Origin of the sequence: Oceanobacillus sp. FSL K6-0251 (genome assembly GCF_038004725.1) — a bacterium.
In the GTDB taxonomy this organism is placed as follows: Bacteria; Bacillota; Bacilli; order Bacillales; family Amphibacillaceae; genus Oceanobacillus; species Oceanobacillus oncorhynchi.
Genome location: NZ_JBBORS010000001.1, coordinates 4,352,172 through 4,377,877, shown reverse-complemented (window position 1 = coordinate 4,377,877; position 25,706 = coordinate 4,352,172). Strand labels below are relative to the sequence as shown.

Genomic DNA, 25,706 nt, shown 5'->3' with positions numbered 1-25,706 from the left:
AAGCAAGAAGCTTTGATACTGTGGTATTGATAACGAGTACCAAATCTCGTCGGAACCTACTCATATCAATCGATATTTTCAGCACGAAGCTCAGAGGCCATTGTTCAGATTCGTATTTTTACTTCTTTTCAGCTGCCGAAGTTCTCTGTGAAAAAATAGTTGAATCTTACTTTTCCTCTTCCACGCTTTTCATAAATAACCTATGCGAATTAATGTCATTATAAATAATCGAAATATAAAAAGCAAGTATTTTTAGAAAAATGATAAAAGTCGAAATAACAGGTCTGGCTTGTTAAAGGAATCATCTATTTCGGCAGTTTTCAAATTTGAATGCTAAATAGATCATCTGTGCATAGAATAAGATAGAGAAGGAAATGATTCTTTTCTTAATGAAATAGGACAAGCTTGAGAAGGGGAAACCACTCGGCGGATTATCTTGTTTTTCCAAAGTACCGCAATCATAGCCCTCTTAAAGTAAAAAACTTAAATTTACATACTCTTTACATTAACTGCAAACTATATTAATAATTCTTCTCTATACTTCAAAGTGAGGACAGAGGAGAAATGTCCAGTAACTATTATGCAGATAAATTTAAGGGGGCACTTTAATGAGCTTTAGACGGTTTACTTTATTCTTTTTTGTTTCTATTTTAATTTTCTTGGCAGCATGCGGTTCAGGCGATGCAGATAGTGCAAGTGATTCTGAATCTGGCAGCAGTGAAGAATTATCAGGTAATGTAGCAATTGATGGTTCAGGTACGGTGTACCCATTAATGGCGAGATTAGCTGAAGATTATATGATAAATGAGCAGCAGGGCGTTTCAGTAGAGGTTAGCCGTGCCGGGACAAGCGCAGGTTTTGAAAAATTCTTAGTGGAAAATGGAACGGACTTCAATGATGCTTCCCGGGAAATAAAAGAGGAAGAACAGGCAAAAGCAGATGAATTAGGCATGGAAGTGCAAGAATTGAAGGTTGCATTAGACGGTTTAACGATTGTGACGCATCCAGATAATGATTGGGCGACAGAGTTAACACCAGAGCAGGTACAAGGAATTTTCCTTGGTGAATATACGAAGTGGTCAGATATTGATGACTCTTGGCCAAATGAAGACATTCAAACGTACGGTCCAAATGAAAATCATGGAACATATGAATTCTTTTACGAAGAGATTTTAGAAGAACAAGATTTAGTAGGTGGAATTGATCTTCAACAAGATTACTCGACATTAGTGACATTGGTTTCAGAAGATAAGAACGCTATTGGATTCTTTGGATTTGGATATTATCAAAGTAATCAAGATGCGATCAACGCTGTATCTATTGACTTTGGTGACGGAGCGGTTGAACCATCTCTAGATACGATTGCAGAGGACGGACCTTATGCAGACTATACACGTCCAGTATTTACGTACCTGAATGTAAATCAAGCACAGGAAAAACCGGAAGTGCTTGACTATGCAAAATACGTTTTAGAAAATACAAATAATGTAGCTGGCGAGACAGGCTTTGCACCGATTCCAGATGAAGAAATCCAGTCACAGCTGGAAGAGTTAGAAGGAATCGAATAAGACAAGAAGACGGATGAGCGGTGTGTAAAAACACCTCTCATCTTCCTCTTATTTTAAGAAATGGAAGGTGGCTCTAGCATCATGGCTGCAAATAATAAGAACCGCATGTCGGTTAGTAAAATGATTGAACAACAAAAACAGAAGCGCAAATTTTTTAATCAATTAGAACGGTTCATACCAATTCTATTATTAATTATTGCTTCGATATCGGTTCTTACCACAGTTGGGATAATTTATACGCTGTTTGCTGAATCGGTTGCGTTTTTTCGGAATGTCCCAATTCTTGATTTTCTTACAGGGACTGTGTTAAAACCGTTAAGCCAAAATCCTGAATTTGGATTACTGCCGTTGTTAAACGGAACCATTATCTCAACAGTGATAGCAATGCTGGTAGCGGGGCCAATCGGGATGATGTCGGCAATCTATTTAAGTGAATACGCGCCTGATCATGTTCGGAGAGTGCTGAAGCCGTTATTAGAGATTTTAGCCGGCGTACCGACAATTGTTTATGGATTTTTCGCCTTTACATTTGTAACGCCTTTACTAAGAATGATTTTTCCATCTATTGAAGCAACCAATATTCTTAGCCCGGGAATCATTATGGGCGTCATGATTATTCCGATGATTGCTTCGTTATCAGAAGATGCCATGTCTTCTGTTCCAAACTCGATGAGAGAAGGAGCGCTAGCACTTGGCTCAACAAAACTTGAGACAACATTTAAAGTAGTTATTCCAGCAGCACTGTCAGGGATTATTGCTTCCTTTGTGCTTGGTATTTCCCGGGCAATAGGGGAAACGATGATTGTAGCTATTGCCAGTGGAAGCTCCAAGAATTTCTCGTTTGATATTACTGGGTCGATGCAGACGATGACTGCTTATATTGTAGAGGTAGCAGGCGGGGAAGCGGCAGCAGGAACGACTATTTATTATAGTCTTTATGCCGTTGCATTAACCTTATTTGTTTTTACGTTAATGATGAATCTATTAGCAAAATATATTTCACGTAAGTTTAGAGAGGAGTACTAAGATGGCTACGAGATATATGGATGCAGTGCTTGTTGAGAAACGTATGTCATCCCGTGTACGAAAAAATACTGGCTTTAAAGGTCTGTTCTTTGCCTCCACATTATTCGGTCTGATTGTGCTGGCTGTATTGCTCGTTCGTATTTTTACGCAGGGAATCGAATATATCAATATCGATTTTCTGATGAATCACCTATCCACAGACGCAAGCAGAGCAGGGATTATGGGAGCTATTTTAGGAACAGCGTGGCTGATGGTGGTAGTTATTCCGGTAACTATGATTATCGGGGTAGGAACAGCCATTTATCTGGAGCTTTATGCAAAGAAGGGCAAGCTTCAGTCCTTTATTGCAACAAATATTTCTAACTTAGCAGGCGTCCCGTCGATTGTGTATGGATTGTTAGGTCTGACGTTATTTGTCCGTACTCTCGAATTTGGCAATGTTATCTTAGCAGGCGGATTAACCTTAGCATTGCTTGTACTTCCGATTGTTATTGTGGCAGCACAGGAAGCACTGCGGGCAGTGCCGGGACAGCTTAGTGAAGCATCCTACGGCATGGGAGCAACAAAATGGCAGACAGTGCGCCGTATTATTTTACCAGCGGCATTACCTGGTATTTTAACGGGAGCAATTTTAGCATTATCACGCGCAATTGGAGAAACAGCTCCGTTAACTGTTCTTGGTATACCTGCATTGTTAATCCCGTTTCCGTCCGGTGTTTTTGATACATTTACGGCATTGCCGATGCAAGTTTATTATTGGACGATTGATTCCTCCCTTGTAGCAGAATATGCAAATCTGGCAGCAGCAACGATTATCGTGTTATTGATTTTACTGTTCTTACTAAACTCTATCGCTATTTTGATTCGGAATAAGTTTCAGCAGCGCTACTAATGGGAGATTACGGAATTAAATTGGTTAAATAAAGAGAGGAGATTATTCTATGAGTACGGTAATGGAGAAACAAATTAATTTAAAGCTTGTAAGAAACCCCAATGAAAGATATGAACCGGAAGTGCCAAAAGAGGTCGTTTATGATACAAAAGGGTTAAACCTATGGTACGGGGAAACACATGCTTTAAAAAATATAAATATGGATATCAAAGAAAAAGAAGTGACAGCGATTATCGGCCCCTCTGGCTGTGGGAAATCGACGTATTTGAAAACATTGAACCGGATGGTGGAACTGGTTCCCATTGTGAAAACATCCGGTCAGATAACGTATAAAGGGAAAAATATTTTAGATAAATCCTTTCGTGTAGAGGATTTGCGTACACAGGTCGGAATGGTTTTTCAAAAAGCAAATCCGTTTCCGAAATCAATCTATGAAAATATTGCTTATGGACCTAAAATCCACGGCATTAAAAATAAGAAGGTCCTTGATGAAATTGTGGAGAACAGTCTGCGCGGCGCATTTATCTGGGATGAGTTAAAGGACCGTCTGGGTGATAATGCATACGGGTTATCGGGCGGACAGCAGCAGCGTTTATGTATTGCCCGCTGTTTGGCAGTGGAACCCAACGTGATTTTAATGGATGAGCCGACCTCGGCGCTGGATCCAAAATCAACCTTGCGCATCGAGGAGCTTGTACAGGAATTGAAGAAAGATTACGCAATTGTTATCGTAACGCATAACATGCAGCAGGCAGCCCGTATTTCTGATAAGACGGCATTTTTCTTAAATGGGGAAATCATTGAATATGATAAAACTGACCACATTTTCAATAACCCGACAGATCAGCGTACAGGGGACTATATTTCTGGACGATTTGGATAAGTGAATAAGACATCGTTAGAGAATGGCTTTCCGGGTCATTCTTTTTATTTTAGAATTTGAGTTTAGTGTTAAGTGACAGTGTTTTTTTATGATAGAAGCATATCGGATTTTTATCGCCAGACTTGAATTAAGAAATAAATGGATAAATGATTTTAAATGCGGGCGGTACAAGAATAACCAAGGCTACAAACAGATGGACATACCTTCTGTTCGTGAAACTGGTATAGGTGAATAACAATAAAATGATAAAAACAGTTAAAGCCAATAGATTGATGGAATATATCCAAATGGTTGAGTAGAACACATGTAAAATAGATATGAAAAAGTAAATAAATGCGCTTGCAATAAAACTTTTTTTAGCGGAAGACACCGTTACCATCCCCTGTTGCTAGAGTTAATTTCATATATAACCATTCTTCCCTTCATACAAAAGAGAAAACCTGATTCTTTGGTTTTGTAAGCACCGCCTATAATCTGTAGATGTTTATTTCTCCGCTCAAAAAGGTAAAGAATAGTAGCATAGAAAAGCCTTTTTAGACGATGAGTAATCATGAGCTAAAGGGGTTTTTTATAAAAATGGATTCTATTACAAGAGGAATGTACATTACTTGGATCGTTTTTATTGTTCTTGCATTCTCCAGTTTAATGATTAATTTTAACTCTGATGGAGAAACATCTCTTATTGTGCCCCTAATCGTATTCATAGGTTTAGCTATTCTAGGATTGATAGAAGGAATCATGAAAATAAATCAAAATAAAAAGCGATACGGAGCAATCGAAATAATGTTAGCCATTCTTCTCTTTATAGTAATTATGATAGCCATAATAACTTCCTAACCTTAATAAAATTCAAAGTACAAATCCGTGTTTGGATATTTTATACAAGGGAACATGATAATATAAAGAATGATTAAAAGGAGTTGTGAGAAATGAAGGTATTTGTCATTGGAGCGAACGGACAGATTGGAAAGCATCTGGTGAACTAGCTGCATGCAAATGAACAGCATGAGGTGACAGCCATGGTTCGCAAAGAAGGACAGAAAAAAGAATTAGAAGATAGAGGTATTCCTGCTGTTCTAGCGGATTTAGAAGGTAGTATTTCAGATTTAGAAAGTGCTATCAAAGATGTAGATGCAGTGGTATTTACAGCTGGCTCCGGCGGAAAGACCGGCCCGGATAAAACATTGCTCATTGATTTAGACGGTGCAGTAAAATCGATTGAAGCTGCGAAAAAAGCCAATGTGAACCGATTTGTGATGGTGAGTGCATTCCAGGCGAATAACCGGGACAGCTGGGCAGACAGTCCAATTAAGCCATATATGGTGGCAAAACATTTTGCGGATGAAACATTGGTACAAAGCGGACTTGATTATACCATCGTCCGTCCAGGCGGATTACAGAATGAACCAGGTACAGGAAAAGTTCTGGCAGGAGAAAATTTGGAGCGGGGCAGCATTCCGCGTGAAGATGTAGCAGCCGTCATTGTGGAAGCACTTGAAGCTGAAAATACGTATCAAAAAGGCTTTGATTTAATTACTGGAGTAGACTCTATTCATGATGCGGTAGGGAAAATATAGAATAAAGCTGTAGCTTTCGGGAATTTCCCGGATGGTTTTCCGTAACAGCGTGGAAAAAAGGCGTTCTTTTCTAGAAAGAGCGTCTTTTTTGTGTAAAAAAAATATACATAATCATTTCCACACAAAAGGATACTTTTTCTATACAAACGCTCATTTATCCCATTATTTATGTTACCAGAAACGAATAAAAAACCTAGAAATTACGTGTCTTGACTGGATAAAAGCGGAATTCCTCAAAAAAATAAAAAAATTTTAAAATACCTCTTGCATTATTATACATAATGATGCATAATAATTCGATAACAGCACATTTACGAGAGGGGATTTTTTAAGTGGCAAAAGACAAGATCGTTTTAGCTTATTCTGGAGGATTAGATACATCTGTAGCGGTGAAATGGTTACAGGATAAATATAATTATGATGTGATTGCAGTAGCGTTGGATGTTGGGGAAGGAAAAGACTTGGACTTCGTGAAGCAAAAAGCATTGGACGTAGGTGCTATCAAATCATATGTGATTGATGCGAAAAAGCTTTATTCAGAGGAATATGTATTGCCGGCATTGAAGGCCAACTTGCTTTATGAAGGGAAATATCCATTAATTTCGGCATTATCGCGCCCATTGATCGCAAAAATATTGGTGGATATCGCTGAAGAAGAAGGTGCAGTGGCTGTAGCGCATGGCTGTACTGGAAAAGGAAATGACCAGGTTCGTTTTGACGTTGCCTTTACAGCGCTAAACCCTGAATTAAAGATTGTTGCGCCAGTTCGTGAATGGGCAATGTCGAGAGAGGAAGAAATTGAATATGCATTAGAGCATAATATTCCGGTTCCAATTAAAAAGGACAGTCCATACAGTATTGACCAGAATCTATGGGGAAGAAGTAATGAATGCGGCATTTTAGAGGATCCATGGGCAGAAGCGCCAAAGGATGCATATGATTTAACCCAAGAACCAGAGGATGCACCAGATGAAGCGCAAACGGTGCAGATTACGTTTGAACAAGGGAAGCCGGTCTCATTAGACGGTCAAAAACTGGATTTAGATGAATTGATTCTAACACTAAATGAAATTGCCGGTAAACATGGTGTTGGCAGAATCGACCATGTGGAGAATCGTTTAGTAGGTATCAAATCAAGAGAAATTTATGAAGCTCCGGCAGCAATGACGTTGATTAATGCACATCAGGAATTGGAAGCATTAACTTTACCTCGTGAAGTAGCGGAATTTAAACCGGTAGTAGAGCAGAAGCTGTCACAGGCAGTTTATTACGGCTTATGGTATTCCCCGTTGACAGAAGCCTTGCAGGCCTTTATTGAGAAGACACAGGAGCATGTTTCTGGTACAGTAAAAGTGAAGCTGTACAAAGGGCATGCACAAGTTGTCGGAAGAGAATCTGCAAATTCCTTATATGACTTTGACTTAGCAACCTATAACAAAGCTGATGCTTTTGACCATGATGCAGCACTAGGATTTATTAAGCTATGGGGACTGCCGACGCAGGTACATGCCTCTGTCAACGGCCCTCAAGGAAATAAATCGATTGAGAAAGTAAAACTAGAGGTAAAGGAAGCTGTTAATCCGTGAAATTATGGGGTGGAAGATTTACAAAACCAACGAATGAACTAGTCGACGAGTATACCTCGTCGATTCGTTTTGACCAGAAGTTAGCGAAATATGATGTGAAAGGCAGTCTGGCTCACGTTGCAATGCTGAAGAAATGCGATATTATACCGGCAGAGGACGCAGAGCAGATTACCGAAGGATTGAAAAAGGTTCTGTCCAAAATTGAGGCTGGAGAAGCTGAATTATCAGAAGCAGATGAAGATATCCATATGAATGTCGAGAGACTGCTGATTGAAGAAATTGGTCCAGTAGGAGGAAAGCTTCATACTGGGCGCAGCAGAAACGATCAGGTAGCGTTGGATATGCGGCTGTATGCAAGAGAAGCGATATCTGAGCTGATTGTGCTCGTGAAATCAGTTCAGCAGGCGCTTATCGGGCAGGCGAAGGCAAACATTGATGTCATTATGCCGGGATATACGCACCTGCAGCGTGCGCAGCCGGTTTTATTTGCCCATCATATGATGGCATACGTATTTATGTTTCAGCGTGATGTGGAGCGTCTGGAGGACAGCTTGAAGCGTGTGAATAAATCGCCATTAGGTGCAGGGGCACTGGCAGGCACAACTTTTCCGATTGATCGTGCTTTTGTAGCAGAGCAGCTTGATTTTGACGGAATTTGTGAAAATAGCCTGGATGCTGTCAGTGATCGTGATTTTGTGGTCGAATTCCTGTCCAATGGCTCGTTGATCGGTACGCATTTATCACGTCTTTGTGAAGAACTCGTGCAGTGGTCCAGTGCCGAATTTAATTTTGTCGAGCTGGATGATTCGTATACAACGGGAAGCAGCATGATGCCGCAAAAGAAAAATCCAGATGTGGCAGAGCTTGTCCGCGGCAAGACAGGTCGTCTTTACGGCAATCTGATTGGAATGCTGACGACGTTAAAAGGCTTGCCTCTCGCATATAATAAAGACATGCAGGAGGACAAAGAGGGGATGTTTGATTCCCATGAAACGCTGAAGGGCGCTTTACAGCTCTTTGCCGGAATGATTGCATCCATGGAAGTAAATAAAGAAAGCATGTATAAGGCGGTTTCGAATGATTATTCCAACGCGACGGATCTGGCTGATTATTTGGTGAATAAGGGACTCACCTTCCGTGAATCGCATGCGGTTGTTGGCCAGGTGGTTTTAAACTGTATTCAAGCCAGCAAGTATCTGCTGGATTTGAGCTTAGCGGAATTCAAACAATATTCCGATGTGGTGGAAGAAGATATATTTGAAGCGCTGAAGCCGGAGACAGTGGTTAATGCAAGAGCTGCTGCAGGCGGAACAGCCAAAAACAGTGTATTAGACCAAATTGAAAAGGCAGAGCAATTATTGGAATCATCTGATGTAAATAAGGTATAGTATATACGAGAAGTAAAATGATTGGAGCCCATAGAGTCAGCAGATGGGTTCCTTTATTTTACGCAAAAAAAATACAATAGATTCAAGTTTTTCTAATGTCGTAAAGGCGGTAATGTATTATGAAATTAATTGCATCAGATATGGATGGAACCTTGCTTAATGAAAATGGCGTAATCAGTGAAGCGAATGCACAAGCAGTAAAAAAAGCAATGGATAAAGGCGTGGAATTTATTGCTGCAACAGGCAGGTCCTATCAGGCAGCGAATACGCCGCTTCAAGCTGCCGGGATTAATTGTCCCATTATCAGCTTGAATGGCGCAGTAACCTATCAGGAAAATGGAAAAGTAATCAATAGTATTCCAATGGATAAACAGGCAGCTGCACGTATTGTCGATGAATGCAGCAAACTGGGGATGTATGTAGAATTATTTACAGATAAAGGCGTCCTTTCTGAAAGCCGGGAACACTTTTTAGATATCCTCATGGATATCCTGCACACAACTCATCCGAATATATCTGAGAGGGAAATGCGTGAAATGGTAGAGCAGCGGTTTCAATTAGAAGAGGTTTCTTTTATTGAAAATCTGCAGTTAGCAGTGAAGGATGAGGATACGGAAGTTTATAAAATCCTTTCTTTTGCTTTTGAGGAGAGTCAGCTGGAGGGCGCAAAAAGAAAGCTTCGTGATGAGACAGGGGCTGTAATTACATCTTCCGGAGAGACGAATCTGGAATTTAATCATCCTAAAGCCCAAAAAGGATTAGCCATTCAAAAGTATATAGAAGACAGCGGCTGGTCTATGCAGGATGTGATGTCAATCGGAGATAATTGGAATGATGCAAGCATGTTAGAAATGGCTGGCCGCGGAGTCGCGATGGGTAATGCTGCAGATAAAATTAAGCAGTTATGCCAATACGAGACGGTGACAAATGAGCAGGATGGTGTTGCCAAAGCCATTGAAGAGATGCTGGCGGAGTTTAATAAATAGAAAAATGCCGGGCTGTTTTACCTTGCCCGGCATTTTTTTATTTAATGGCGTTTACTTAACCATAATACGCCTGATTTTGCGAGTCTTGGCAATAAGCCTGTCATTGGCTTCTTGGCCATATTTCCAAAACCATCTGACTTGCCTAAGGAGCCCAAGGTTCCTTTAAGTTTAATAGGTTTTGGTTTTTTCGGCTGTTTTTCATTTAAAATAGCAAGCAGAATTTCTGCAATTTGTTCTCCCTGCAGGCCGGCCAGCTGTGCACTTGGCGAGTGTTCACTGGATGCGCAATCTCCCAGCACATACACAGATGGATCCTCTGGAACCTGATAAAAATCATTGACAACGACTTTTCTGTGATTATCCTTGCTGTATGGAAGTTCACGTACAAGCCAATTCGGCTGTACACCTGCTGTCCAGATGGTCACATCATTTAAATAACAAACGCCATTATTGCAAACGCCGTCTTGTTCTACATATTCTACCGTTGAATTATGTATCACATCGACATTGTTTTCTGTCAGCCATTTTTGTACATAGGATTGAATTTTGCTGTCCAGTGGTTTTAATACCGTATTACCGCGGTCAAGCAGACGGATGTTTAAGTCTGGCCGGCTTTCCCGGATTTCTGAAGCCACCTCAATCCCGCTTAATCCTGCACCGATAACAGATACTTTTCCATAAGCTTTCAAATTTCCTATTGCCACTCCTGCTTTTCTGGCTTTTGCAAAGGTTTGAACGCTTTCTGTGAATTCTGCTGCCCCCGGGATTCCATGGTAATTGTCTTCACAGCCTAAGCCGATAATTAAATAATCATAAGGAACAATGGAATCTTCATCTTGAATAATAATTTGTTTATTTTCCGTATCGATTTTTATGATTTCCCGAAAAATATAGTTCACCCGGGAATCAGCTGGAAAATCAACACGAACATCATGATCGGCTGAAGTTCCTGCAGCAATCGCATAGAACTCTGTTTTTAGCGAGCGAAATGGATTACGGTCGATAACAGTGATATGTATATCATCGGCTAATGTTTGGCTGAGAAGGCCGAGCAGCGTCTTGATACCGCCGTATCCACCTCCAACAAGAACAACTCTTTTCATTGTGTACACCCCTTATTTAAATTGTGAAGAAATATAAAACGAAACGTCATTCGGCGGGAGTTTTTACGGGTGATTCTCTGCAGGAAATGAAATGTTCCGACAGAATGGTACGGTGATGACGCGCCCCCATCAAAATGATGCGATAAATCACTCCAACAAAACGCAAATAGTAACACAAGGGTATGCACCCGGGGATATGACCGAGCAGCCGCTTCCCTAAAAACTCCTAAAGCAATCGAAGTTATACTGCCAGATAAACGGTAGTAAAATATGAATGCATTTTCATTTAAAAATAACCGCGTTCAGCTCCAAATGTTCTCCACTTTCGACATTTTGAAACAATCTCTCTTCCGTTTACTAGCGTAACAAATTATGAAGGCGATGTCATTAAGATTGAGGCAGCAGTTTGCAATTGAGAAAAGGATAATTTATTCAAAAAAATTAAATTATTTCGCCCGGAATGAATAGCTTGCTAGAGTTTTAGAAATAATGGTACGATTAAGAGTGCTTTTTATTCAATAAGTTTAACCAATCATTCTATGGGAGGGAAATATAACTCCCGTTGAATGAAGTTTCGTTTTCATAGATATAGAAAAGAAAAGGAGTTGCCTATGGCAGGAATGAATTCAATCCCATTTACTGTAGCAAAAAATGAGCATTTTTTTGATCGCCTGGGAGATTATATCGGCGATGTTTTTTATGATATTTTACCAGAACAAGGCTTTGAGCTGCGTGATGAACAGATTTATATGGCGTTTCAGCTGGAACAGGCTTTTAAGCATAAAAAGACCATTTTTGCAGAAGCAGGAGTTGGTACGGGGAAGACAATCGTGTATCTCTTATATGCCATTTGTTATGCCCGCTATCAGAGAAAGCCTGTGATTATTTCCTGTGCGGATGAAACATTGATTGAGCAGCTGGTCAAAGAGGGCGGAGATATTGATAAGCTGGAAAAAGCGCTGGGCTTAGAGGTAGACGTCCGTTTGGCAAAAGCACGCGAAAACTATTTGTGCATGAAGAAGCTGGATCCGTTGTCCGAATATACAGAGGATGAAGAAATTCTTGATGTACATGACTCTGTTCCGGACTTTGTGTTCGATCAAGGTGTCTCGATGCAGTCTTTTTATCCTTATGGAGACAGGAAAGATTATCCATGGCTTTCGGATAAGCAATGGGAACAGATTGGCTGGGACCCGTTGAAGCAGTGTGCGACTTGTGATTTTAGACATCGCAGTGCGCAGACATTGCATCGTGATTATTACCGCCATGCAAAAGATTTGATTATCTGCTCGCATGATTTTTATATGGAGCATGTCTGGACGAAAGAATCAAGAATCAGGGAAGGGCAGCTGCCATTGCTTCCGGAAGCCAGTGCGGTTGTTTTTGATGAAGGGCATTTATTAGAGTTTTCAGCCCAAAAAGGATTGACCTACCGCTTCAACTATCAGAATATCACCAATGTCTTAACTGGCTATCAAGGGCAGGATGTGCGGGAAGAATCACTGCAATTAGCCGAAGATATCATGGCGCTGCATGATGACTGGTTTGATTATATTTCAGAAATAGCTGTGCGTGTAGAAGGCTCCAATCGACTTGAAATTCCAACAGATACGAAAATGCGTGAAATGGCAGTTCAATTAGAGAAGATGGTTCAAGAGCTGTTAGAACAGCTAGTTTTTGATGCGGAATTGTTCACCATGGATGCATACCATACAAAAATTATTGAAGAGTACTTGGAATTTTTCACGTATGGTTTATCAATTTTCTTAAAGGATGATGAGGGAGTTTACTGGTTGGAAGAGGACGGCGACCAAAGCAGTCTGGTTATCATGCCGAGACTGGTAGAGGAGGTGCTTCGGGAAGAAGTATTTCAGAAAAACATTCCATTTATTTTCTCCTCAGCAACACTCTCTCAAAATGGAGATTTTTCATATATTGCGAAGAGTCTGGGTGTGGATGCATATGACTTCTTTTCTGTTGAATCCCCATTTGATTATGAGGAAGTTCGTACCATAAAAGAACATGGGTATTCGGAGGAAGCAGAAAAATACCTCGGGATTGCCACCCAGCTTCAGGAGAATGAAGGGCACAGTCTCATTTTATTCCGCTCGGAAGAAGAGATGCAGGCATTCCGGAAATGGGCAGAAACGCAAGACTGGTCCTTTGATTTCTTGTTTGAAGGGGATAAGGAAATCAGCGAAATTGTCCGCGAATTCCAGTTTAATAAGTCCTCTGTTCTCTGTGCGTATCATTTATGGGAAGGGCTCGATGTGCCGGGAGAGGCACTGACACAAGTCATCATTGCTTCCCTGCCATATCCGCCAGATGATCCTGTGTTTAAAGCAAAACGCAAACATGCAAAGAACGCGTATGATGAAATTGACTTGCCCTATATGGAACTTCGGTTAAAACAGGGCATCGGCCGTTTGATTCGTACAGAGCAGGATAAAGGAATCGTTCATATTTGGAAAAAAGCTTAGCTGTTCTATCAGCATTTTATTTGTTTTTAAAAGGACCGTTGATACGAGAAACCCCGTATCAACGGTCCTTTTTCGTATCAATTAAGCTTATAAAATGATTCAAAACCTTCGCAGTCAGCCCCCAGATGGTATTGTCGTCATATTGGTAGAAAAGCTCCTCCATCGTCCTGATATGCCATTCATAGTCCTCTCCGCCGACAATCAAATGGTATGGGAAATTATCCTCGGGCTTTATTTCTAAATGTACTTTATATTTTTTTGGTTCATTTTCTAAAAAGAAGGAAAGCGGAACGGTGAAAATATGATCCACTTCATCCGGGCTGGGTTGGATATTTTCTATACTCTTCAGCCTTCCGATAAAAGGATATATAATTCTTCCTAAGTCATTCACTACATAATCAAGCGGAATCGGGTCGGAAATATCCTGTTCTGAAATACCAAGCTCTTCCGTCGTTTCCCGTATAGCGGTGTGGGAAGGATGCTTGTCATCCTGGTCTGCACGACCTCCGGGAAAACAAACATCTCCAGGCTGGCTTCTTAGGTTTTTGGACCGGACTTCAAAAAGGATATGGGTTTCTCCATTTAATTCAACCAAAGGAATTAAAACAGAAGACCGTTTAAAGTATTTGTGGCCCATTAATGCCGGAGTGCGATCCCTTAAATGATTCAGAATATTTTCTATCTGCATGCGTATCCTCCCTTTTCATCATTCGTGTCATATATTAATTCTAGTATGCTTTTGGATTACTGTCATGTATATCGATTAACATGACAGATTATGTGTGTAAGTTGACACGTATTCGTAGAGATAGGATGATAATTATATAGAGAACGTTCAAATAGTTATCGCTTTTGATAGAATAAGAATAAATAAGAGAAGGGTGCGTATGCAATGAAACATGCTATTTATCAAATGGATATTGTTCCCGGCGACCCGGAGAGCAATCGCAAACATGTGAAGGAGTGGCTGATAAAACAGGTTAAGGAAGATAAACCTGATATCGTTGTTCTCCCGGAAATGTGGACGACAGCCTATACGTTGGACCAATTAGATCAAATCGCTGATTTGGATGGAGAGCCTACGAGGAGCTTTTTGAAGGAGCTGGCAAAAAGGTATCAGGTGCATATTATTGGCGGATCATTTGCGAATAAAGTAGAGGATGCAATCTATAATACAGCGCTTGTTGTTAATAACGAGGGGGAAGAGGTCTATACGTATGATAAAATCCATCTCGTCCCGATGCTGAATGAACCGGCATATTTAACAGGCGGAAGAAAACAGGCGCGTGTATTTGAGTTAGATGGGATCAAAATGGGGCTGATTATCTGCTATGATCTTCGTTTCCCTGAGTTAGCAAGGGAGTTGGCTCTGGCTGGAGCAGAAGTGATTTATGTTGTCGCAGAATGGCCATCCGCACGCAAGGATCATTGGAAGGCGCTTCAACTGGCGCGGGCAATTGAAAATCAATGTTATATTATATCCAGTAATCGGATAGGAGCTTATGATGGTGTCGCATTTTGCGGAACGTCGCTGATTGTTGATCCGTGGGGAACGATTGTCCAGGAAGGGTCCGAAGAACAGGAAGAAACACTGATTGAAACAATCGCTGCTTCAAACGTGGACCGTATACGTGAGGAAGTCCCTGTCTTTAGAAGCAGAGTGCCGGAAATGTATCAAGGCTGGTAATATAAAAAAGACTCCTTTGTCAGTGCGTCCCTTGAAAAACTGGAAGATAACCGGTTTTCAAGGGATAATCACCGTCGCAGGGAGTCTTTTTTAATGAATTGATTTATCAATATTAGGCGGTTCTTTTAATTCACCTGTACAAACATTTTCTGTGATATGCACTTGGGAAGTCTTCCCTTTGTTGTTTACGAATTTGAATACACCGTTATTAAAGTCCGTACCAATTTCCTTGTAGAAGATTCCCTCGTACAGATTATGCTTGGAACGAGTGAACTTCAGACGATATTGTCCGGGCACTTCGCCGTCTTCCTGAATAAATGCACGTACGCCTTTTTCGTAAATCGTATCATCCGTACTTTTTAATGTACGATCCACAGAAACAATGTGAAGGTCGATAAAAGAAATCTCACGAAGAAGCACGTTGACAAAAGACCCTTTTGTAATCTCTTCCCAACGGTTTTGTGCGCTTTGCCCAATAATAATTTGTGTAATATTGTACGTATGTGCTACGTCTTTAATTGCTTTTACAGAACGTTTCTCTTTGTCACGTATAATAAATTCCTCTACGTCTAATTCCTCGCACAATTCCTTCCAATGTTCAACAAAGCCAGATTTATCTGCATCAAATTCATCATAAGGAAGGGGATCTACTGTTAAAACATATAGTGGGCAATCCATCATTTGTGCTAATTTATGACCGCGGCGGATTAGACGTTCTCCATTAGGACCATAATAAACACATACTAAAATACTTTCATCCATACGACCTCTGATTTTTTTCATCGCTTCTACGCACCTTTCTTTAATAGTCATTTACTTTTTCTTTCGTTTTTAAAACATCTATATATATCCGAATAGGAACAGAATGGTTTCACTTTTAATTTAACCTGTCAGAAGAAGGTTTAATCCCTTTTGTAATAGGTTTTTGAAGGTAGTCATATCCTTTAAACCGTATCATTTTAACATGTATTTTTAGATTCGTATAGTACTAGATGAAAAATATTTATTCTATATGGATTTTTTCACTGTAAAGTCCTTTATACAGGTATTTCTTAGAAGTTGCAAGTAAATTTAATAAAGACGTCTTCGCTGCTGAAGAGAGATAGGAAAATACCTCAAAATGAAATTTTATAGAGGTGTCACAACGTCATGCATGCAAATAAGGATAAATTCTTGTATAATGTCTATGTGTGATTATGAAGACGTCATGTTTAGTGTGTGTTCCAATAAGCTTTGTAAAAATGCCCGAACGACAAATGCTGCAGCATTGCACTGACTTTGTCAGACTTTTTGAACAACCATTTTAACACCTCATAATGCCTTTGCTCTTACTACATGAAAGGCTTATTATTTTACCACGTTTTAACACAGCATGAGTGTCCGTCATTCCCTGCGAGGGTATTGAAATAATAAAACAAAACGTTGATTCAGTGGGAGTTTTTACGAACGGTTCTCCCTTATCAATATTATGGCTGGAAAAACGGTCACTACATTTCCTGATTAACTCAAGCTTCCATTCACAAGGGGAAAAGAAAAAACAGGCGGATTATGTTCCGTTTGATTAAATTGAGTTTCTCTCTATTTTTAATGCATTGGTTCAACCACTTTATCGTCTTTATTCTATTCAGTAACGTAATATGCTGAAGGGGGCCTGCAGCTATTTATATATACTTTCGCCAATAATAGGCTTTCTATTATTAGATTAGCATTTTACGGACAAAATAACCATTGTATATTGCTTGTTTAGAAAGTATAAGAAAAACCGCAGTTTTAAAGAAGCTGTCACAAAGCTCCTTACCTTGTGTCCTAAAATCCAGGCCTGCCCATCCTTATGAAGGCAAAGAACGAGCAATCTCGCCTATTCGAATGGTCGTTTTCTCCCCCGTTTTAAAGGGTAGTTAGTAAATAGCATACTTGTCTGGAGGAAATATGTGCGGACTTTTTAAACAGGTGAGAAATTTTAACCTTTTTTGCTGCTTGAACCCAAACTTTGATTGATGCCTAAACACCTGGCAACCATCTGGTTTTCTAACATAATCACAAAATAAGAAAAACAATGAAATGATAGGAGGTTCTCGTTTGTCGACTTTAGTACTGGCTATTTTTATCCCATTTCTGGCTGCTGCAATTATACCCTTCTTATATAAGTATATAAAAAACATCCATGTAGGCTGGTTCGTCATTCTGGTGCCGACAGGTTTATTCATTTATCTTGCTTCGCTCATCCCGGATATTTCAGGCGGAGAAGCAATTGTGCAGACAATAAACTGGATTCCGAGCTATGGAATCAATATAACGGCTTACCTGGATGGACTTAGTCTGACTTTGGCATTATTGATTTCCGGAGTGGGAGCACTTGTAATTCTTTACTCTATTTATTACCTTTCGTTGAAAGAACCAATAGGTACGTTCTATACATACCTTATGCTGTTTATGGGAGCAATGTTAGGCGTTGTGATGTCAGACAACATGCTGGTTTTGTATGTATTTTGGGAGTTAACAAGTATCTCTTCCTTCCTGTTGATCGCATTCTGGTATCAGCGAAAGCGTTCCAGAGAAGGTGCCAAGAAATCATTGATTATCACGGTTTCTGGCGGGATTTCGATGCTGGTTGGTTTTATCATGATTGGTGCCATGGCAAATACGTGGAGTATCCGCGAGGTAATTGCTGAAGTGGCGTCAATTAGCGATCATGCTTTATTTATTCCTGCTTTGCTGCTTGTGCTGCTTGGAGCATTTACGAAATCAGCACAGTTTCCGTTCCATATCTGGCTTCCGGATGCGATGGAAGCACCTACACCGGTTAGTGCTTATCTGCACTCGGCTACAATGGTAAAAGCGGGTATTTATCTGGTTGCTCGTTTCACACCGGTTTTTGGCGGGGAAGCTGTGTGGTTCTGGGCGGTTACTGGTGTCGGGATATTTACGCTTTTCTGGGGCTCCTTTAATGCTGTCCGTCAGACCGATTTAAAAGCATTGCTGGCCTATTCAACCATCAGCCAGCTTGGAATGATTATGAGTATGTTTGGGATGGGTTCCGCAGCGCTTCATCTTGGATATTCCGATGAATCGATGGTATATACAGGGGCAACCTTTGCGGCGTTATTCCATTTAGTGAATCACTCGACGTTTAAAGGCGCATTGTTTATGGTTGTCGGTGTTGTCGACCACAGTGTTGGTACCCGGGATATTCGCCGCCTGGGCGGACTCATTACACTTATGCCTATTACATTTACGATTGCAACAATCGGCAGTATGTCCATGGCAGGGTTACCTCCGTTTAATGGATTTCTGAGTAAAGAGATGTTCTTTATATCTACTTTAGATATTACGGAAGCAAGCTTCTTCGGCTTAGGAACGTGGGGGATTATTATTCCGATTGTTGCCTGGATAGCAAGTGTCTTTACATTTGTTTATTCCACTGTATTCGTTGTGAAAACGTTCCTTGGTCCATATAAAGAAGAAAAGCTGGAGCATCCGGCACATGAACCAAAGCCGGGAATGCTGATTTCACCGATTGTATTAGGATTGCTTGTAATTATATTTTTCTTTGTGCCAAATGTGATTGGAAAGAATCTGATTACACCTGCGATGAGCGGAATCTTTCCTACCTTTGCTGCAGAAGGTGCAGATTTAGGAACGGATATTTATGCGTGGCATGGCTTTGAACCTGAATTATTTATGACCATCGGTGTCGTACTGTTTGGGGCTCTCTTATTCTTCTCGAGAAAATATTGGTCAGGTATATATAATCTGTTTCCAGAGAAAAGATCAATTAATGTGTTTTATGGATTTGTATTAGACCAGATGGAAGATAAATCAACAGTTATTACAAATAAATATATGACGCGTTACTTACGTGATTATATGGTGTATATTTTTGCTTTCTTTATTTTGGTGGTCGGCGGAACTTTTATTTATACAGAGGCATACCAATTTACACTGCCGGAGAATGCAACGATTTCGGTTTTTGAATGGCTTATTGTGCTGTCTATGATGGCAACCGGGATTACAATTTTATTTGCACAGTCCAGGCTGACAGCGATTGTGTTAAATAGTATTTTGGGCTTTGGAATTGCGATTCTTTTTGTCCTGCTGCGTGCACCTGATTTAGCACTGACACAAACCGTTATTGAAGCAGTAACCACTGTTTTATTCCTTGTAGCGTATTATTTCTTGCCTGAGCTGGAAAAAGAAAATACGTCCAAGAAAACGAAGAGTATCAACCTGTTTATCTCTATCGGTGTCGGTGTCGTATTTACGGCTGTAGCATTAGGTGTTCAAGGGAACAGAGGATTTGATACAATTTCCGGATTTTTTGAGAATTCCTATGAACTTGCTGGAGGAAATAATATGGTGAATGCCATCTTAGGGGACTTCCGTGCATTTGATACGATGTTAGAGGTAGTCGTTCTCTTAATTGCAGGGATTGGTATCTATACAATGATCCGGGTGAAGGCCAAGAAGGAGAGTGATCAGATTGAAGATAAATAACGTCATCCTTCGTACAGTGGCCAAGCTTGTTTTCTTTATCATTCTGACGCTTGCAGTATATTTATTTTTCGCAGGTCATAATAGTCCAGGCGGCGGCTTCAGCGGCGGGCTGGTACTTGCATCTGCACTGGTACTGCTATTTATTGTATACGATATTGAAACCATTCAAAAAGGTCTTCCTATTGATTTTAAATTGGTAGCTGTTTTTGGTGCATTCTTGTCTGTGGGCACTGGGTTTGGCGCATTGGTGTTTGGTGCAAACTTCTTAACACAGGCCTTTGATTATTTCGATATCCCTTTTTTCGGGGAAATAGAACTGACAACAGTGACGATTTTTGAAGCTGGCGTTGCTCTTGCTGTTGTCGGTGTTGTGGTAACAATCTTATTAAGTATTAGTGAGGATGAGTAATTATGGAAACGTTAGTAACCATCCTGGCAGGCGTATTAGTTACAGTAGCAACTTATCTCTTGCTGTCAAAGAGTTTGATCCGCGTTATTATCGGTACTGCGATTTTGACCCATGCAGCCCATCTTCTCATTATGGTGCTTGCAGAATTAAAAACGGGAACAGTGCCGATTGTCGGCGAAGGGGATCCGGTAGATCCACTCCCGCAGGCATTGATTTTAACGTCAATTGTTATCGGTTTTGCGGTAACTGCGGTGTCTCTCGTTCTCGCTTATCGAACATATCAAGAGATTGGAACAGATAAATTAGATGAGCTGAGGGGGGAGCCGGATGAGTAATTTAATTGTTATGCCCATGGCACTGCCGGTCCTGTTTGGGATTATTCTTTTATTTTTGAGGCCTTATGTGAAGGTGCAGAGAGGACTGTCATTGCTCGTATTTGTTGCGAATATCGGAATCAGCGCATATGTGCTGCATCTGATTCAGCAAAATGGCGTCTTACGTCTTGATTTTGGCGGCTGGGAGCCTCCTTTTGGAATCTTATTTGTAGCAGATAGTTTTTCCATGCTGCTGGTACTGGCGGCAAGTATTGTTGCTGCTGTATGTTTAATCTATTCGTTTTCTTCTGTGGAACCATCTTTTGAAAAGAACTTTTATTATTCTTTTGTTTTATTTCTTATCGCAGGGGTAAATGGTTCCTTTCTGACTGGGGATATCTTCAACCTGTTTGTCTGTTTTGAAATTATGCTGCTTGCTTCCTACGTGTTAATCGTATTTGGCGGCAAAAAAAGACAGCTTCGCGAGTCGATAAAATATGTCATTGTTAATGTTGTCTCCTCTTGGATTTTCCTTGTAGCTATTGCATATATATATGGATCGGTCGGAACATTAAATATGGCGCATATAGCAGAGCGTGTTGCAGAAAATGGACAGACTGCGACATTAACTGTTGTCAGTATAGTTTTCTTAACCGTTTTTGCATTAAAAGCAGGTCTGTTTTTATATTTCTGGCTGCCGGGCTCTTATTCTGTTCCAATTACTCCAGTCGCAGCTATGTTCGGAGCGCTGCTGACAAAGGTTGGAATTTATGCGATGTTCCGTATGTTTACCTTGATTTTCTATCACGAACCGCAAATGACGCACACGATAATTGGAATTTTAGCAGGTCTGACCTTAATCGGCGGAAGCATTGGAGCAGTTGCTTATAAGGACCTCAGATTAGTTGCTTCTTACAATGTGGTCATTGCAGTTGGTTTTATTCTCGTTGGCTTGGCTGTTGCAACACCAGCTGCTATAGAAGGATCTATTTATTATTTGATTCATGACATTATTATAAAAGCATCCCTATTTTTACTGGTAGGAACGATGATTGCAGTGACTGGACAGACGAAAATGGATGAAATCAGCGGTCTGATCAAGAACCACCCGCTGCTTGGCTGGCTGTTCTTCCTGACAACATTATCTTTAGCTGGAATTCCGCCATTAAGCGGATTTATCGGTAAAGTCCTTGTTGGGGAAGGTGCTGTAGAAGGCGGCGCATATGTCTTATTAGCCCTTGCGTTTATCTCAAGTATCTTTGTTCTATACTCCTTGATGCGTATTTTCTTAACAAGCTTTTGGGGAGAAACGATTATCAGTAAAGACGAAGAAGCGCCAGCAAAGAAAGGCTGGAGCGTTGCAATGTGTATATTAGCTTTAGGGACGATTGCTTTGGGCTTAGGCGCTGAATCTATGTCTGTTTATGTTCAAGATGCAGCAGAAACATTATTAAACCCGCAAATTTATATTGATGCAGTACTTGGAGGGAATTAGTCTGGATGAAATCCGAATTATCGGGTGCCCTCGGAGCGTGCATGAATACCTCTGAAGCAGTTTTTCTAATAAACAAGGTGGTGATGCTGAATGCCGGCACAGTTTTTATTGAATGTGTTTATTGCTGTATTATGGACCCTGATTAATGATGAATCCGAACTTCGATTTACAACATTTGTCGCAGGTTATCTCGTTGGGATTGGTATTGTGTTTTTAATGCATCGATTTTTTGGAGAACGATTTTATCTTTCTCGCTTTATAGCGCTAATAAAACTGATATTTATCTTTACGAGAGAGCTTATTATGTCGTCAAAGCTCGTTCTTGGGCAAATTTTAAAACCGAAACTTTCGATTAAGCCAGGGCTGTTTAAATACGAAACAGTCTTACACGGAGATTGGGAAATTACGGCTTTAGCACTATTATTAACATTAACTCCAGGTTCTGTTGTTATTGAAGTGACAGATGATGGAGATGCATTTTATATTCATGCGATGGACGTGGAAGAGTCAAAAGATATCCTGTTAAAGTCCATTGATAACTTTGAAAAAGCGATTATGGAGGTGACACGCTAATGATTCAAGGAATGCTGACGATTGCTTTAACGTTTTATGGAATATCGATTTGTATCAGCGTGATTCGTATTATTATTGGCCCGAGTCTGCCTGACCGTATCGTTGCTTTAGATATGGTTGGTGTGACACTCGTATCCTCCATAGCTATTATATCAGTTATGCTGACAACCACTGCATTTTTAGAAGTTATCTTGATTTTAGCTATCCTGGCTTTTATCAGTACCATTGCCTTCTCGAAATATATTGAGAGGGGGGTCATTCTTGAATATCGACGCGACGATTGAATTTATTGCTGCTCTATTTATGCTTGCCGGATCGATTATGGCATTAATCAGTGCGATAGGAATTATTCGTCTGCCGGATGTTTTTACACGTTCCCACGCTGGTACAAAAAGTTCTACACTTGCTGTATTATTGACCCTTCTTGGAGCATTTATTTATTTTGCTTCCAATCAAGGATTTTACAGTGTCCGGCTGCTGCTCGGAATTGCTTTTGTGTTCTTAACTGCTCCAGTTGCAGGGCATCTTATCACACGTGCGGCTTACCGGGCGAATGTAAAAATGGCTGATACGACTGTGGAGGATGAATTGAAAGAAGTGACAGATAAAGTAAAAGAAGAGGCGGAAAAAGAGCGCAGTGAAACTGGAGAAGTCATTATAGAAGACGAAAAGAAAGCAGACAAAGAGCATTCTGAATAGAGTGCTCTTTGTTTATAATTCTAAGATAACGGTGCATACTTTTAAAAGGGAGACAGGTTTTTAAGAGCGTTGAAGAGGGAAGTAGGATAGAGAAGTACATAGGGGGTTTGAAAATGGTGAAACCAATCGTGCAAGATAAAGGAATGGATCATACCATCGATTTTTTAAGAGACGGTTATTTTTATTTTTCTAAACGAATGAACGAGTATCAGGAAGACGTTATCGGTTCGCGTATATTTGGAAGAAAGCTGGTGATGCTGCGAGCGGAGGAAGCAGCAGATTTAGTAAAGGACACGGCTAAGTTTAAGCCTGAGAAAAGTATTTTTGAATTGTCCACCAGCCTGCTTAGGGAAGAAAATGGTTTATTTTATCTGGCAGATATCAATCATCATCAGGAGAAAGCCTGGTTTCAAGAAGTTTTCTCGGCAGAAAAGCGGGAAGAATTGGAGGCAATTATCCGACAGCGCTGGGAAGAAAGAATAGAAGCGTGGAAAATAAACCCGTCTATTGATTTTGTTACGGAAATGGAAGAGATGTGGGTAATTGCTGTATGTAACTGGCTGGGGATTCCGATTCGTGCAAATAATCTAAAGCAGCGTACCACGGATATTCAGGAGTTTGTTCAATTATTTTCAAAGTATGGATTCAATCGCTGGAAAAGAAAACAAGCGAAAAATAGAATGGAAAAGTGGCTTGTCTTTTTAGTACGTCAGCTGAGAGCGGGCAGAATCCATGTCGATGAAGAAAAGATACTATCCAAACTGGCTTGGTATGAAGATGAATCAGGTCAAATTTTACAGACAGGGAAAGTGGTTCAAGAATTATTATTGCTTATCCGGACTTTTGCAGCTTCCAGCAGATGGGTCGTCTTTTGCCAAATAGCACTGCTTGAAAATCCGGGGTTAAGGGATCGGCTGCAAGTAGATCATCAATATGTTGACTGCTTTATCCATGAGGTTATCCGTTACTACTCTATCACACCTTTTGCCGTAGCAAAGACACAGGAGCAGCTTTTTTGGAAGGATATGTTTTTTGATAAAAATCAATTGGTGTTATTTGATATACATGGCGCTAATCATCATCCTGATAAGTGGCTTCAGCCGGACTTATTTCAGCCGGATCGATTTTTAGATATTTTACCTGACTTTGGAGAAGGGGCGGCGAAAGAGCTCGCTTCTGCGAATGAGAATATAACAATGCAGCTCATGAAGGTTAGCTTGTCTTATCTCCTGCGGACCGATTGGATAGCTCCGAATCAGACCTTCACCTGCAGTGGCACGGAAATTCCGGCACGGCCAAAAAATGGCATGCCGCTGGATTTTTACCATCAATCTTTTGTAGAGGATATGTAAAGGCGGTTTTTATTGACTCGGACAGTGATGTAATAAAATACATTTTTCACGGTCAATTGCATTGCGATAAAAAGCCAGCTTGAACAAGAAATAACTTCTTGATCAAGCTGGCTGACGTTATCTATTATTCACTCATCAATTCGCCTACGATAGAATAGGAATAAAGTCTTTCCTTAATACCGTAGATCTGTGAGGTGATTATAATTTCATCTGCATCTGTTTCTTTACGGAATGCTTCTAACCCTTTACGGACAGTTTCTTTGTTGCCGATAATAGTTGTCTTCGGACTTAAAGACTCTTGTACAGCAGCTTTTTCTGCTGGAGACCAGACGGCATCCATGTTCTCAACGGGCGGCTGCAGTTTAGATTCTATTCCTTTTCGCAGATTTAAGAATTGCATCTGATGAGAGGTAGCCAAATAAGCTGCTTCTTCATCAGTATCTGCTGCAATGACATTGACTGCAACCATTGCATACGGTTTATCAAGCGCTTCAGACGGCTGGAACCGCTCACGATAAAGCTCTAATGCAGGAACGGTATATGCAGGTGCAAAATGGCTGGCAAATGAAAATGGCAAGCCTTTTTCCGCCGCTAATCGTGCACTAAAATCGCTGGAACCAAGCAGCCAAATCGGAATATCTAAGCCCTGTCCAGGTATTGCCTTTACTCGGGAAACTGGATTGCTTGAAAAATAATCCTGCAATTCATTGACTTGCATCGGAAATTCCTCGGGGCCGGCATGAAGGGTGCGACGCAGGGCAAAAGCGGTTGCCTGGTCACTTCCGGGTGCACGGCCTAATCCTAAGTCTATCCGATTCGGATAAAGGGATTCCAGTGTGCCAAATTGCTCTGCAATGACCAGACTGGCATGATTTGGCAGCATGATTCCGCCTGAACCGACACGGATGGAGTTGGTGTGCCCGGCAATATGGCCGATCAATAAAGAGGTTGCTGAGCTTGAGATTCCTTTCATGTTATGGTGTTCTGCAAACCAATAGCGGTGAAATCCCAGTTTTTCAACATGCTGTGCTAAACGGACACTTTCCTGAAATGCCTGTTTAGCATCTCCTTCTTCGATAATTGGTGCGAGATCGAGTACAGATAAAGGTATATTTTGAAACTTTTTGTATGATTGAGTATCCATTAAACCCCTCCTTCACTAATAAAAATGATAAAGGTTTCTTAGGGCAGCGT

23 protein-coding genes and 1 other annotated feature (1 of these 24 only partly in view) are annotated in these 25,706 nt (G+C 40.6%); of the genes, 19 read left to right on the top strand and 4 right to left on the bottom strand.

From position 1 onward, the window contains the following. Positions 1–192, bottom strand: a binding site (T-box leader); it reaches 78 nt to the left of the window's first position. Positions 193–608: 416 nt separating this feature from the next. The 9 genes from MKY45_RS21335 to MKY45_RS21295 all read left to right on the top strand — a co-directional run bounded on the left by MKY45_RS21335 (position 609) and on the right by MKY45_RS21295 (position 9,906). Continuing rightward, positions 609–1,568 (top strand): PstS family phosphate ABC transporter substrate-binding protein, encoded by a 960-nt coding sequence (locus MKY45_RS21335; RefSeq protein ID WP_042529204.1) that lies wholly within the window; start codon positions 609–611, stop codon positions 1,566–1,568. Positions 1,569–1,649: 81 nt separating this feature from the next. Beyond that, positions 1,650–2,594 carry a phosphate ABC transporter permease subunit PstC gene (gene pstC / locus MKY45_RS21330; RefSeq protein ID WP_193064798.1) on the top strand — a complete coding sequence of 315 codons (945 nt, stop codon included), beginning with the start codon at positions 1,650–1,652 and terminating at the stop codon, positions 2,592–2,594. Position 2,595: 1 nt separating this feature from the next. Next, entirely contained in the window at positions 2,596–3,486 is an 891-nt protein-coding gene (pstA, locus tag MKY45_RS21325; protein WP_042529208.1) for a phosphate ABC transporter permease PstA, read from the top strand. Between the two features lie 49 nt (positions 3,487–3,535). After that, on the top strand, positions 3,536–4,369 hold the full coding sequence (pstB, locus tag MKY45_RS21320) for a phosphate ABC transporter ATP-binding protein PstB (protein ID WP_042529210.1): 834 nt from the start codon (positions 3,536–3,538) through the stop codon (positions 4,367–4,369). Between the two features lie 576 nt (positions 4,370–4,945). Beyond that, positions 4,946–5,206, top strand: coding sequence for a hypothetical protein (locus tag MKY45_RS21315; RefSeq protein ID WP_042529212.1), 261 nt, complete (start codon positions 4,946–4,948; stop codon positions 5,204–5,206). A gap of 149 nt (positions 5,207–5,355) precedes the next feature. After that, positions 5,356–5,946, top strand: coding sequence for an SDR family oxidoreductase (locus MKY45_RS21310; protein WP_341173497.1), 591 nt, complete (start codon positions 5,356–5,358; stop codon positions 5,944–5,946). Positions 5,947–6,278: 332 nt separating this feature from the next. Then, the gene (locus MKY45_RS21305; protein WP_193064796.1) at positions 6,279–7,532 is read left to right on the top strand and encodes an argininosuccinate synthase; all 1,254 of its coding nucleotides are present in this window, start codon (positions 6,279–6,281) and stop codon (positions 7,530–7,532) included. Further along, positions 7,529–8,920: an argininosuccinate lyase gene (argH, locus tag MKY45_RS21300; RefSeq protein ID WP_341173384.1), complete on the top strand. Its 1,392-nt coding sequence runs from the start codon at positions 7,529–7,531 to the stop codon at positions 8,918–8,920. Before MKY45_RS21305 ends, argH begins: the two co-directional genes overlap by 4 nt. Before the next feature lie 119 nt (positions 8,921–9,039). Beyond that, entirely contained in the window at positions 9,040–9,906 is an 867-nt protein-coding gene (locus tag MKY45_RS21295; protein WP_042529220.1) for a Cof-type HAD-IIB family hydrolase, read from the top strand. A 41-nt stretch (positions 9,907–9,947) separates the two neighbouring features. Here MKY45_RS21295 and MKY45_RS21290 read toward each other — a convergent pair whose 3' ends face one another. Next, positions 9,948–11,009, bottom strand: a complete 1,062-nt coding sequence (locus MKY45_RS21290) for an NAD(P)/FAD-dependent oxidoreductase (protein ID WP_341173383.1) — start codon at positions 11,007–11,009, stop codon at positions 9,948–9,950. A 611-nt stretch (positions 11,010–11,620) separates the two neighbouring features. Between MKY45_RS21290 and MKY45_RS21285 the strand changes: the two genes are divergently transcribed. After that, positions 11,621–13,489 (top strand): ATP-dependent DNA helicase, encoded by a 1,869-nt coding sequence (locus MKY45_RS21285; protein ID WP_193064793.1) that lies wholly within the window; start codon positions 11,621–11,623, stop codon positions 13,487–13,489. Positions 13,490–13,547: 58 nt separating this feature from the next. Here MKY45_RS21285 and MKY45_RS21280 read toward each other — a convergent pair whose 3' ends face one another. Then, the gene (locus MKY45_RS21280; protein WP_042529223.1) at positions 13,548–14,177 is read right to left on the bottom strand and encodes an NUDIX hydrolase; all 630 of its coding nucleotides are present in this window, start codon (positions 14,175–14,177) and stop codon (positions 13,548–13,550) included. 204 nt (positions 14,178–14,381) lie between these two features. Here MKY45_RS21280 and MKY45_RS21275 point away from each other — a divergent pair, with 204 nt between their 5' ends. After that, positions 14,382–15,176: a carbon-nitrogen family hydrolase gene (locus MKY45_RS21275; protein ID WP_341173382.1), complete on the top strand. Its 795-nt coding sequence runs from the start codon at positions 14,382–14,384 to the stop codon at positions 15,174–15,176. 90 nt (positions 15,177–15,266) lie between these two features. On the opposite strand, the gene MKY45_RS21270 is transcribed toward MKY45_RS21275, so the two are convergent. After that, positions 15,267–15,959 carry a universal stress protein gene (locus MKY45_RS21270; protein WP_042529227.1) on the bottom strand — a complete coding sequence of 231 codons (693 nt, stop codon included), beginning with the start codon at positions 15,957–15,959 and terminating at the stop codon, positions 15,267–15,269. A 1,296-nt stretch (positions 15,960–17,255) separates the two neighbouring features. On the opposite strand from MKY45_RS21270, the gene MKY45_RS21265 reads away from it, so the two are divergent. The 8 genes from MKY45_RS21265 (at position 17,256) to MKY45_RS21230 (ending at position 24,512) form a co-directional block, all read left to right on the top strand. Continuing rightward, a complete protein-coding gene (locus MKY45_RS21265; protein ID WP_084612812.1) occupies positions 17,256–19,670 on the top strand; it encodes a Na+/H+ antiporter subunit A in 2,415 nt (804 codons plus the stop codon). Next, positions 19,657–20,079 carry a Na(+)/H(+) antiporter subunit B gene (locus MKY45_RS21260; protein ID WP_341173381.1) on the top strand — a complete coding sequence of 141 codons (423 nt, stop codon included), beginning with the start codon at positions 19,657–19,659 and terminating at the stop codon, positions 20,077–20,079. Before MKY45_RS21265 ends, MKY45_RS21260 begins: the two co-directional genes overlap by 14 nt. A gap of 2 nt (positions 20,080–20,081) precedes the next feature. Continuing rightward, entirely contained in the window at positions 20,082–20,414 is a 333-nt protein-coding gene (locus MKY45_RS21255) for a Na(+)/H(+) antiporter subunit C (RefSeq protein WP_042529233.1), read from the top strand. Then, on the top strand, positions 20,407–21,888 hold the full coding sequence (locus MKY45_RS21250) for a Na+/H+ antiporter subunit D (RefSeq protein ID WP_193064789.1): 1,482 nt from the start codon (positions 20,407–20,409) through the stop codon (positions 21,886–21,888). Before MKY45_RS21255 ends, MKY45_RS21250 begins: the two co-directional genes overlap by 8 nt. A gap of 90 nt (positions 21,889–21,978) precedes the next feature. Next, entirely contained in the window at positions 21,979–22,461 is a 483-nt protein-coding gene (locus MKY45_RS21245; RefSeq protein ID WP_341173380.1) for a Na+/H+ antiporter subunit E, read from the top strand. Further along, positions 22,461–22,745, top strand: a complete 285-nt coding sequence (locus MKY45_RS21240) for a Na(+)/H(+) antiporter subunit F1 (RefSeq protein ID WP_042529239.1) — start codon at positions 22,461–22,463, stop codon at positions 22,743–22,745. The genes MKY45_RS21245 and MKY45_RS21240 overlap by 1 nt, the downstream gene beginning before the upstream one ends. A 19-nt stretch (positions 22,746–22,764) precedes the next feature. Next, complete coding sequence (locus MKY45_RS21235; RefSeq protein ID WP_244882410.1) at positions 22,765–23,160, top strand: Na+/H+ antiporter subunit G; 396 nt, start codon at positions 22,765–22,767, stop codon at positions 23,158–23,160. Positions 23,161–23,273: 113 nt separating this feature from the next. Next, on the top strand, positions 23,274–24,512 hold the full coding sequence (locus tag MKY45_RS21230) for a cytochrome P450 (protein ID WP_042529243.1): 1,239 nt from the start codon (positions 23,274–23,276) through the stop codon (positions 24,510–24,512). Between the two features lie 124 nt (positions 24,513–24,636). On the opposite strand, the gene MKY45_RS21225 is transcribed toward MKY45_RS21230, so the two are convergent. Continuing rightward, positions 24,637–25,656 carry an LLM class flavin-dependent oxidoreductase gene (locus MKY45_RS21225; RefSeq protein ID WP_042529245.1) on the bottom strand — a complete coding sequence of 340 codons (1,020 nt, stop codon included), beginning with the start codon at positions 25,654–25,656 and terminating at the stop codon, positions 24,637–24,639. Between the last annotated feature and the right edge of the window lie 50 nt (positions 25,657–25,706).

Excerpts from the sequence above, each read along its gene's own strand:
- MKY45_RS21335 (WP_042529204.1), top strand. The coding sequence starts at position 609 with ATGAGCTTTAGACGGTTTACTTTATTCTTTTTTGTTTCTATTTTAATT.
- pstC (WP_193064798.1), top strand. The coding sequence starts at position 1,650 with ATGGCTGCAAATAATAAGAACCGCATGTCGGTTAGTAAAATGATTGAA.
- pstA (WP_042529208.1), top strand. The coding sequence starts at position 2,596 with ATGGCTACGAGATATATGGATGCAGTGCTTGTTGAGAAACGTATGTCA.
- pstB (WP_042529210.1), top strand. The coding sequence starts at position 3,536 with ATGAGTACGGTAATGGAGAAACAAATTAATTTAAAGCTTGTAAGAAAC.
- MKY45_RS21315 (WP_042529212.1), top strand. The coding sequence starts at position 4,946 with ATGGATTCTATTACAAGAGGAATGTACATTACTTGGATCGTTTTTATT.
- MKY45_RS21295 (WP_042529220.1), top strand. The coding sequence starts at position 9,040 with ATGAAATTAATTGCATCAGATATGGATGGAACCTTGCTTAATGAAAAT.
- MKY45_RS21290 (WP_341173383.1), bottom strand. The coding sequence starts at position 11,009 with ATGAAAAGAGTTGTTCTTGTTGGAGGTGGATACGGCGGTATCAAGACG.
- MKY45_RS21285 (WP_193064793.1), top strand. The coding sequence starts at position 11,621 with ATGGCAGGAATGAATTCAATCCCATTTACTGTAGCAAAAAATGAGCAT.
- MKY45_RS21280 (WP_042529223.1), bottom strand. The coding sequence starts at position 14,177 with ATGCAGATAGAAAATATTCTGAATCATTTAAGGGATCGCACTCCGGCA.
- MKY45_RS21275 (WP_341173382.1), top strand. The coding sequence starts at position 14,382 with ATGAAACATGCTATTTATCAAATGGATATTGTTCCCGGCGACCCGGAG.
- MKY45_RS21270 (WP_042529227.1), bottom strand. The coding sequence starts at position 15,959 with ATGAAAAAAATCAGAGGTCGTATGGATGAAAGTATTTTAGTATGTGTT.
- MKY45_RS21255 (WP_042529233.1), top strand. The coding sequence starts at position 20,082 with ATGGAAACGTTAGTAACCATCCTGGCAGGCGTATTAGTTACAGTAGCA.
- MKY45_RS21250 (WP_193064789.1), top strand. The coding sequence starts at position 20,407 with ATGAGTAATTTAATTGTTATGCCCATGGCACTGCCGGTCCTGTTTGGG.
- MKY45_RS21245 (WP_341173380.1), top strand. The coding sequence starts at position 21,979 with ATGCCGGCACAGTTTTTATTGAATGTGTTTATTGCTGTATTATGGACC.
- MKY45_RS21240 (WP_042529239.1), top strand. The coding sequence starts at position 22,461 with ATGATTCAAGGAATGCTGACGATTGCTTTAACGTTTTATGGAATATCG.
- MKY45_RS21235 (WP_244882410.1), top strand. The coding sequence starts at position 22,765 with ATGCTTGCCGGATCGATTATGGCATTAATCAGTGCGATAGGAATTATT.
- MKY45_RS21230 (WP_042529243.1), top strand. The coding sequence starts at position 23,274 with ATGGTGAAACCAATCGTGCAAGATAAAGGAATGGATCATACCATCGAT.
- MKY45_RS21225 (WP_042529245.1), bottom strand. The coding sequence starts at position 25,656 with ATGGATACTCAATCATACAAAAAGTTTCAAAATATACCTTTATCTGTA.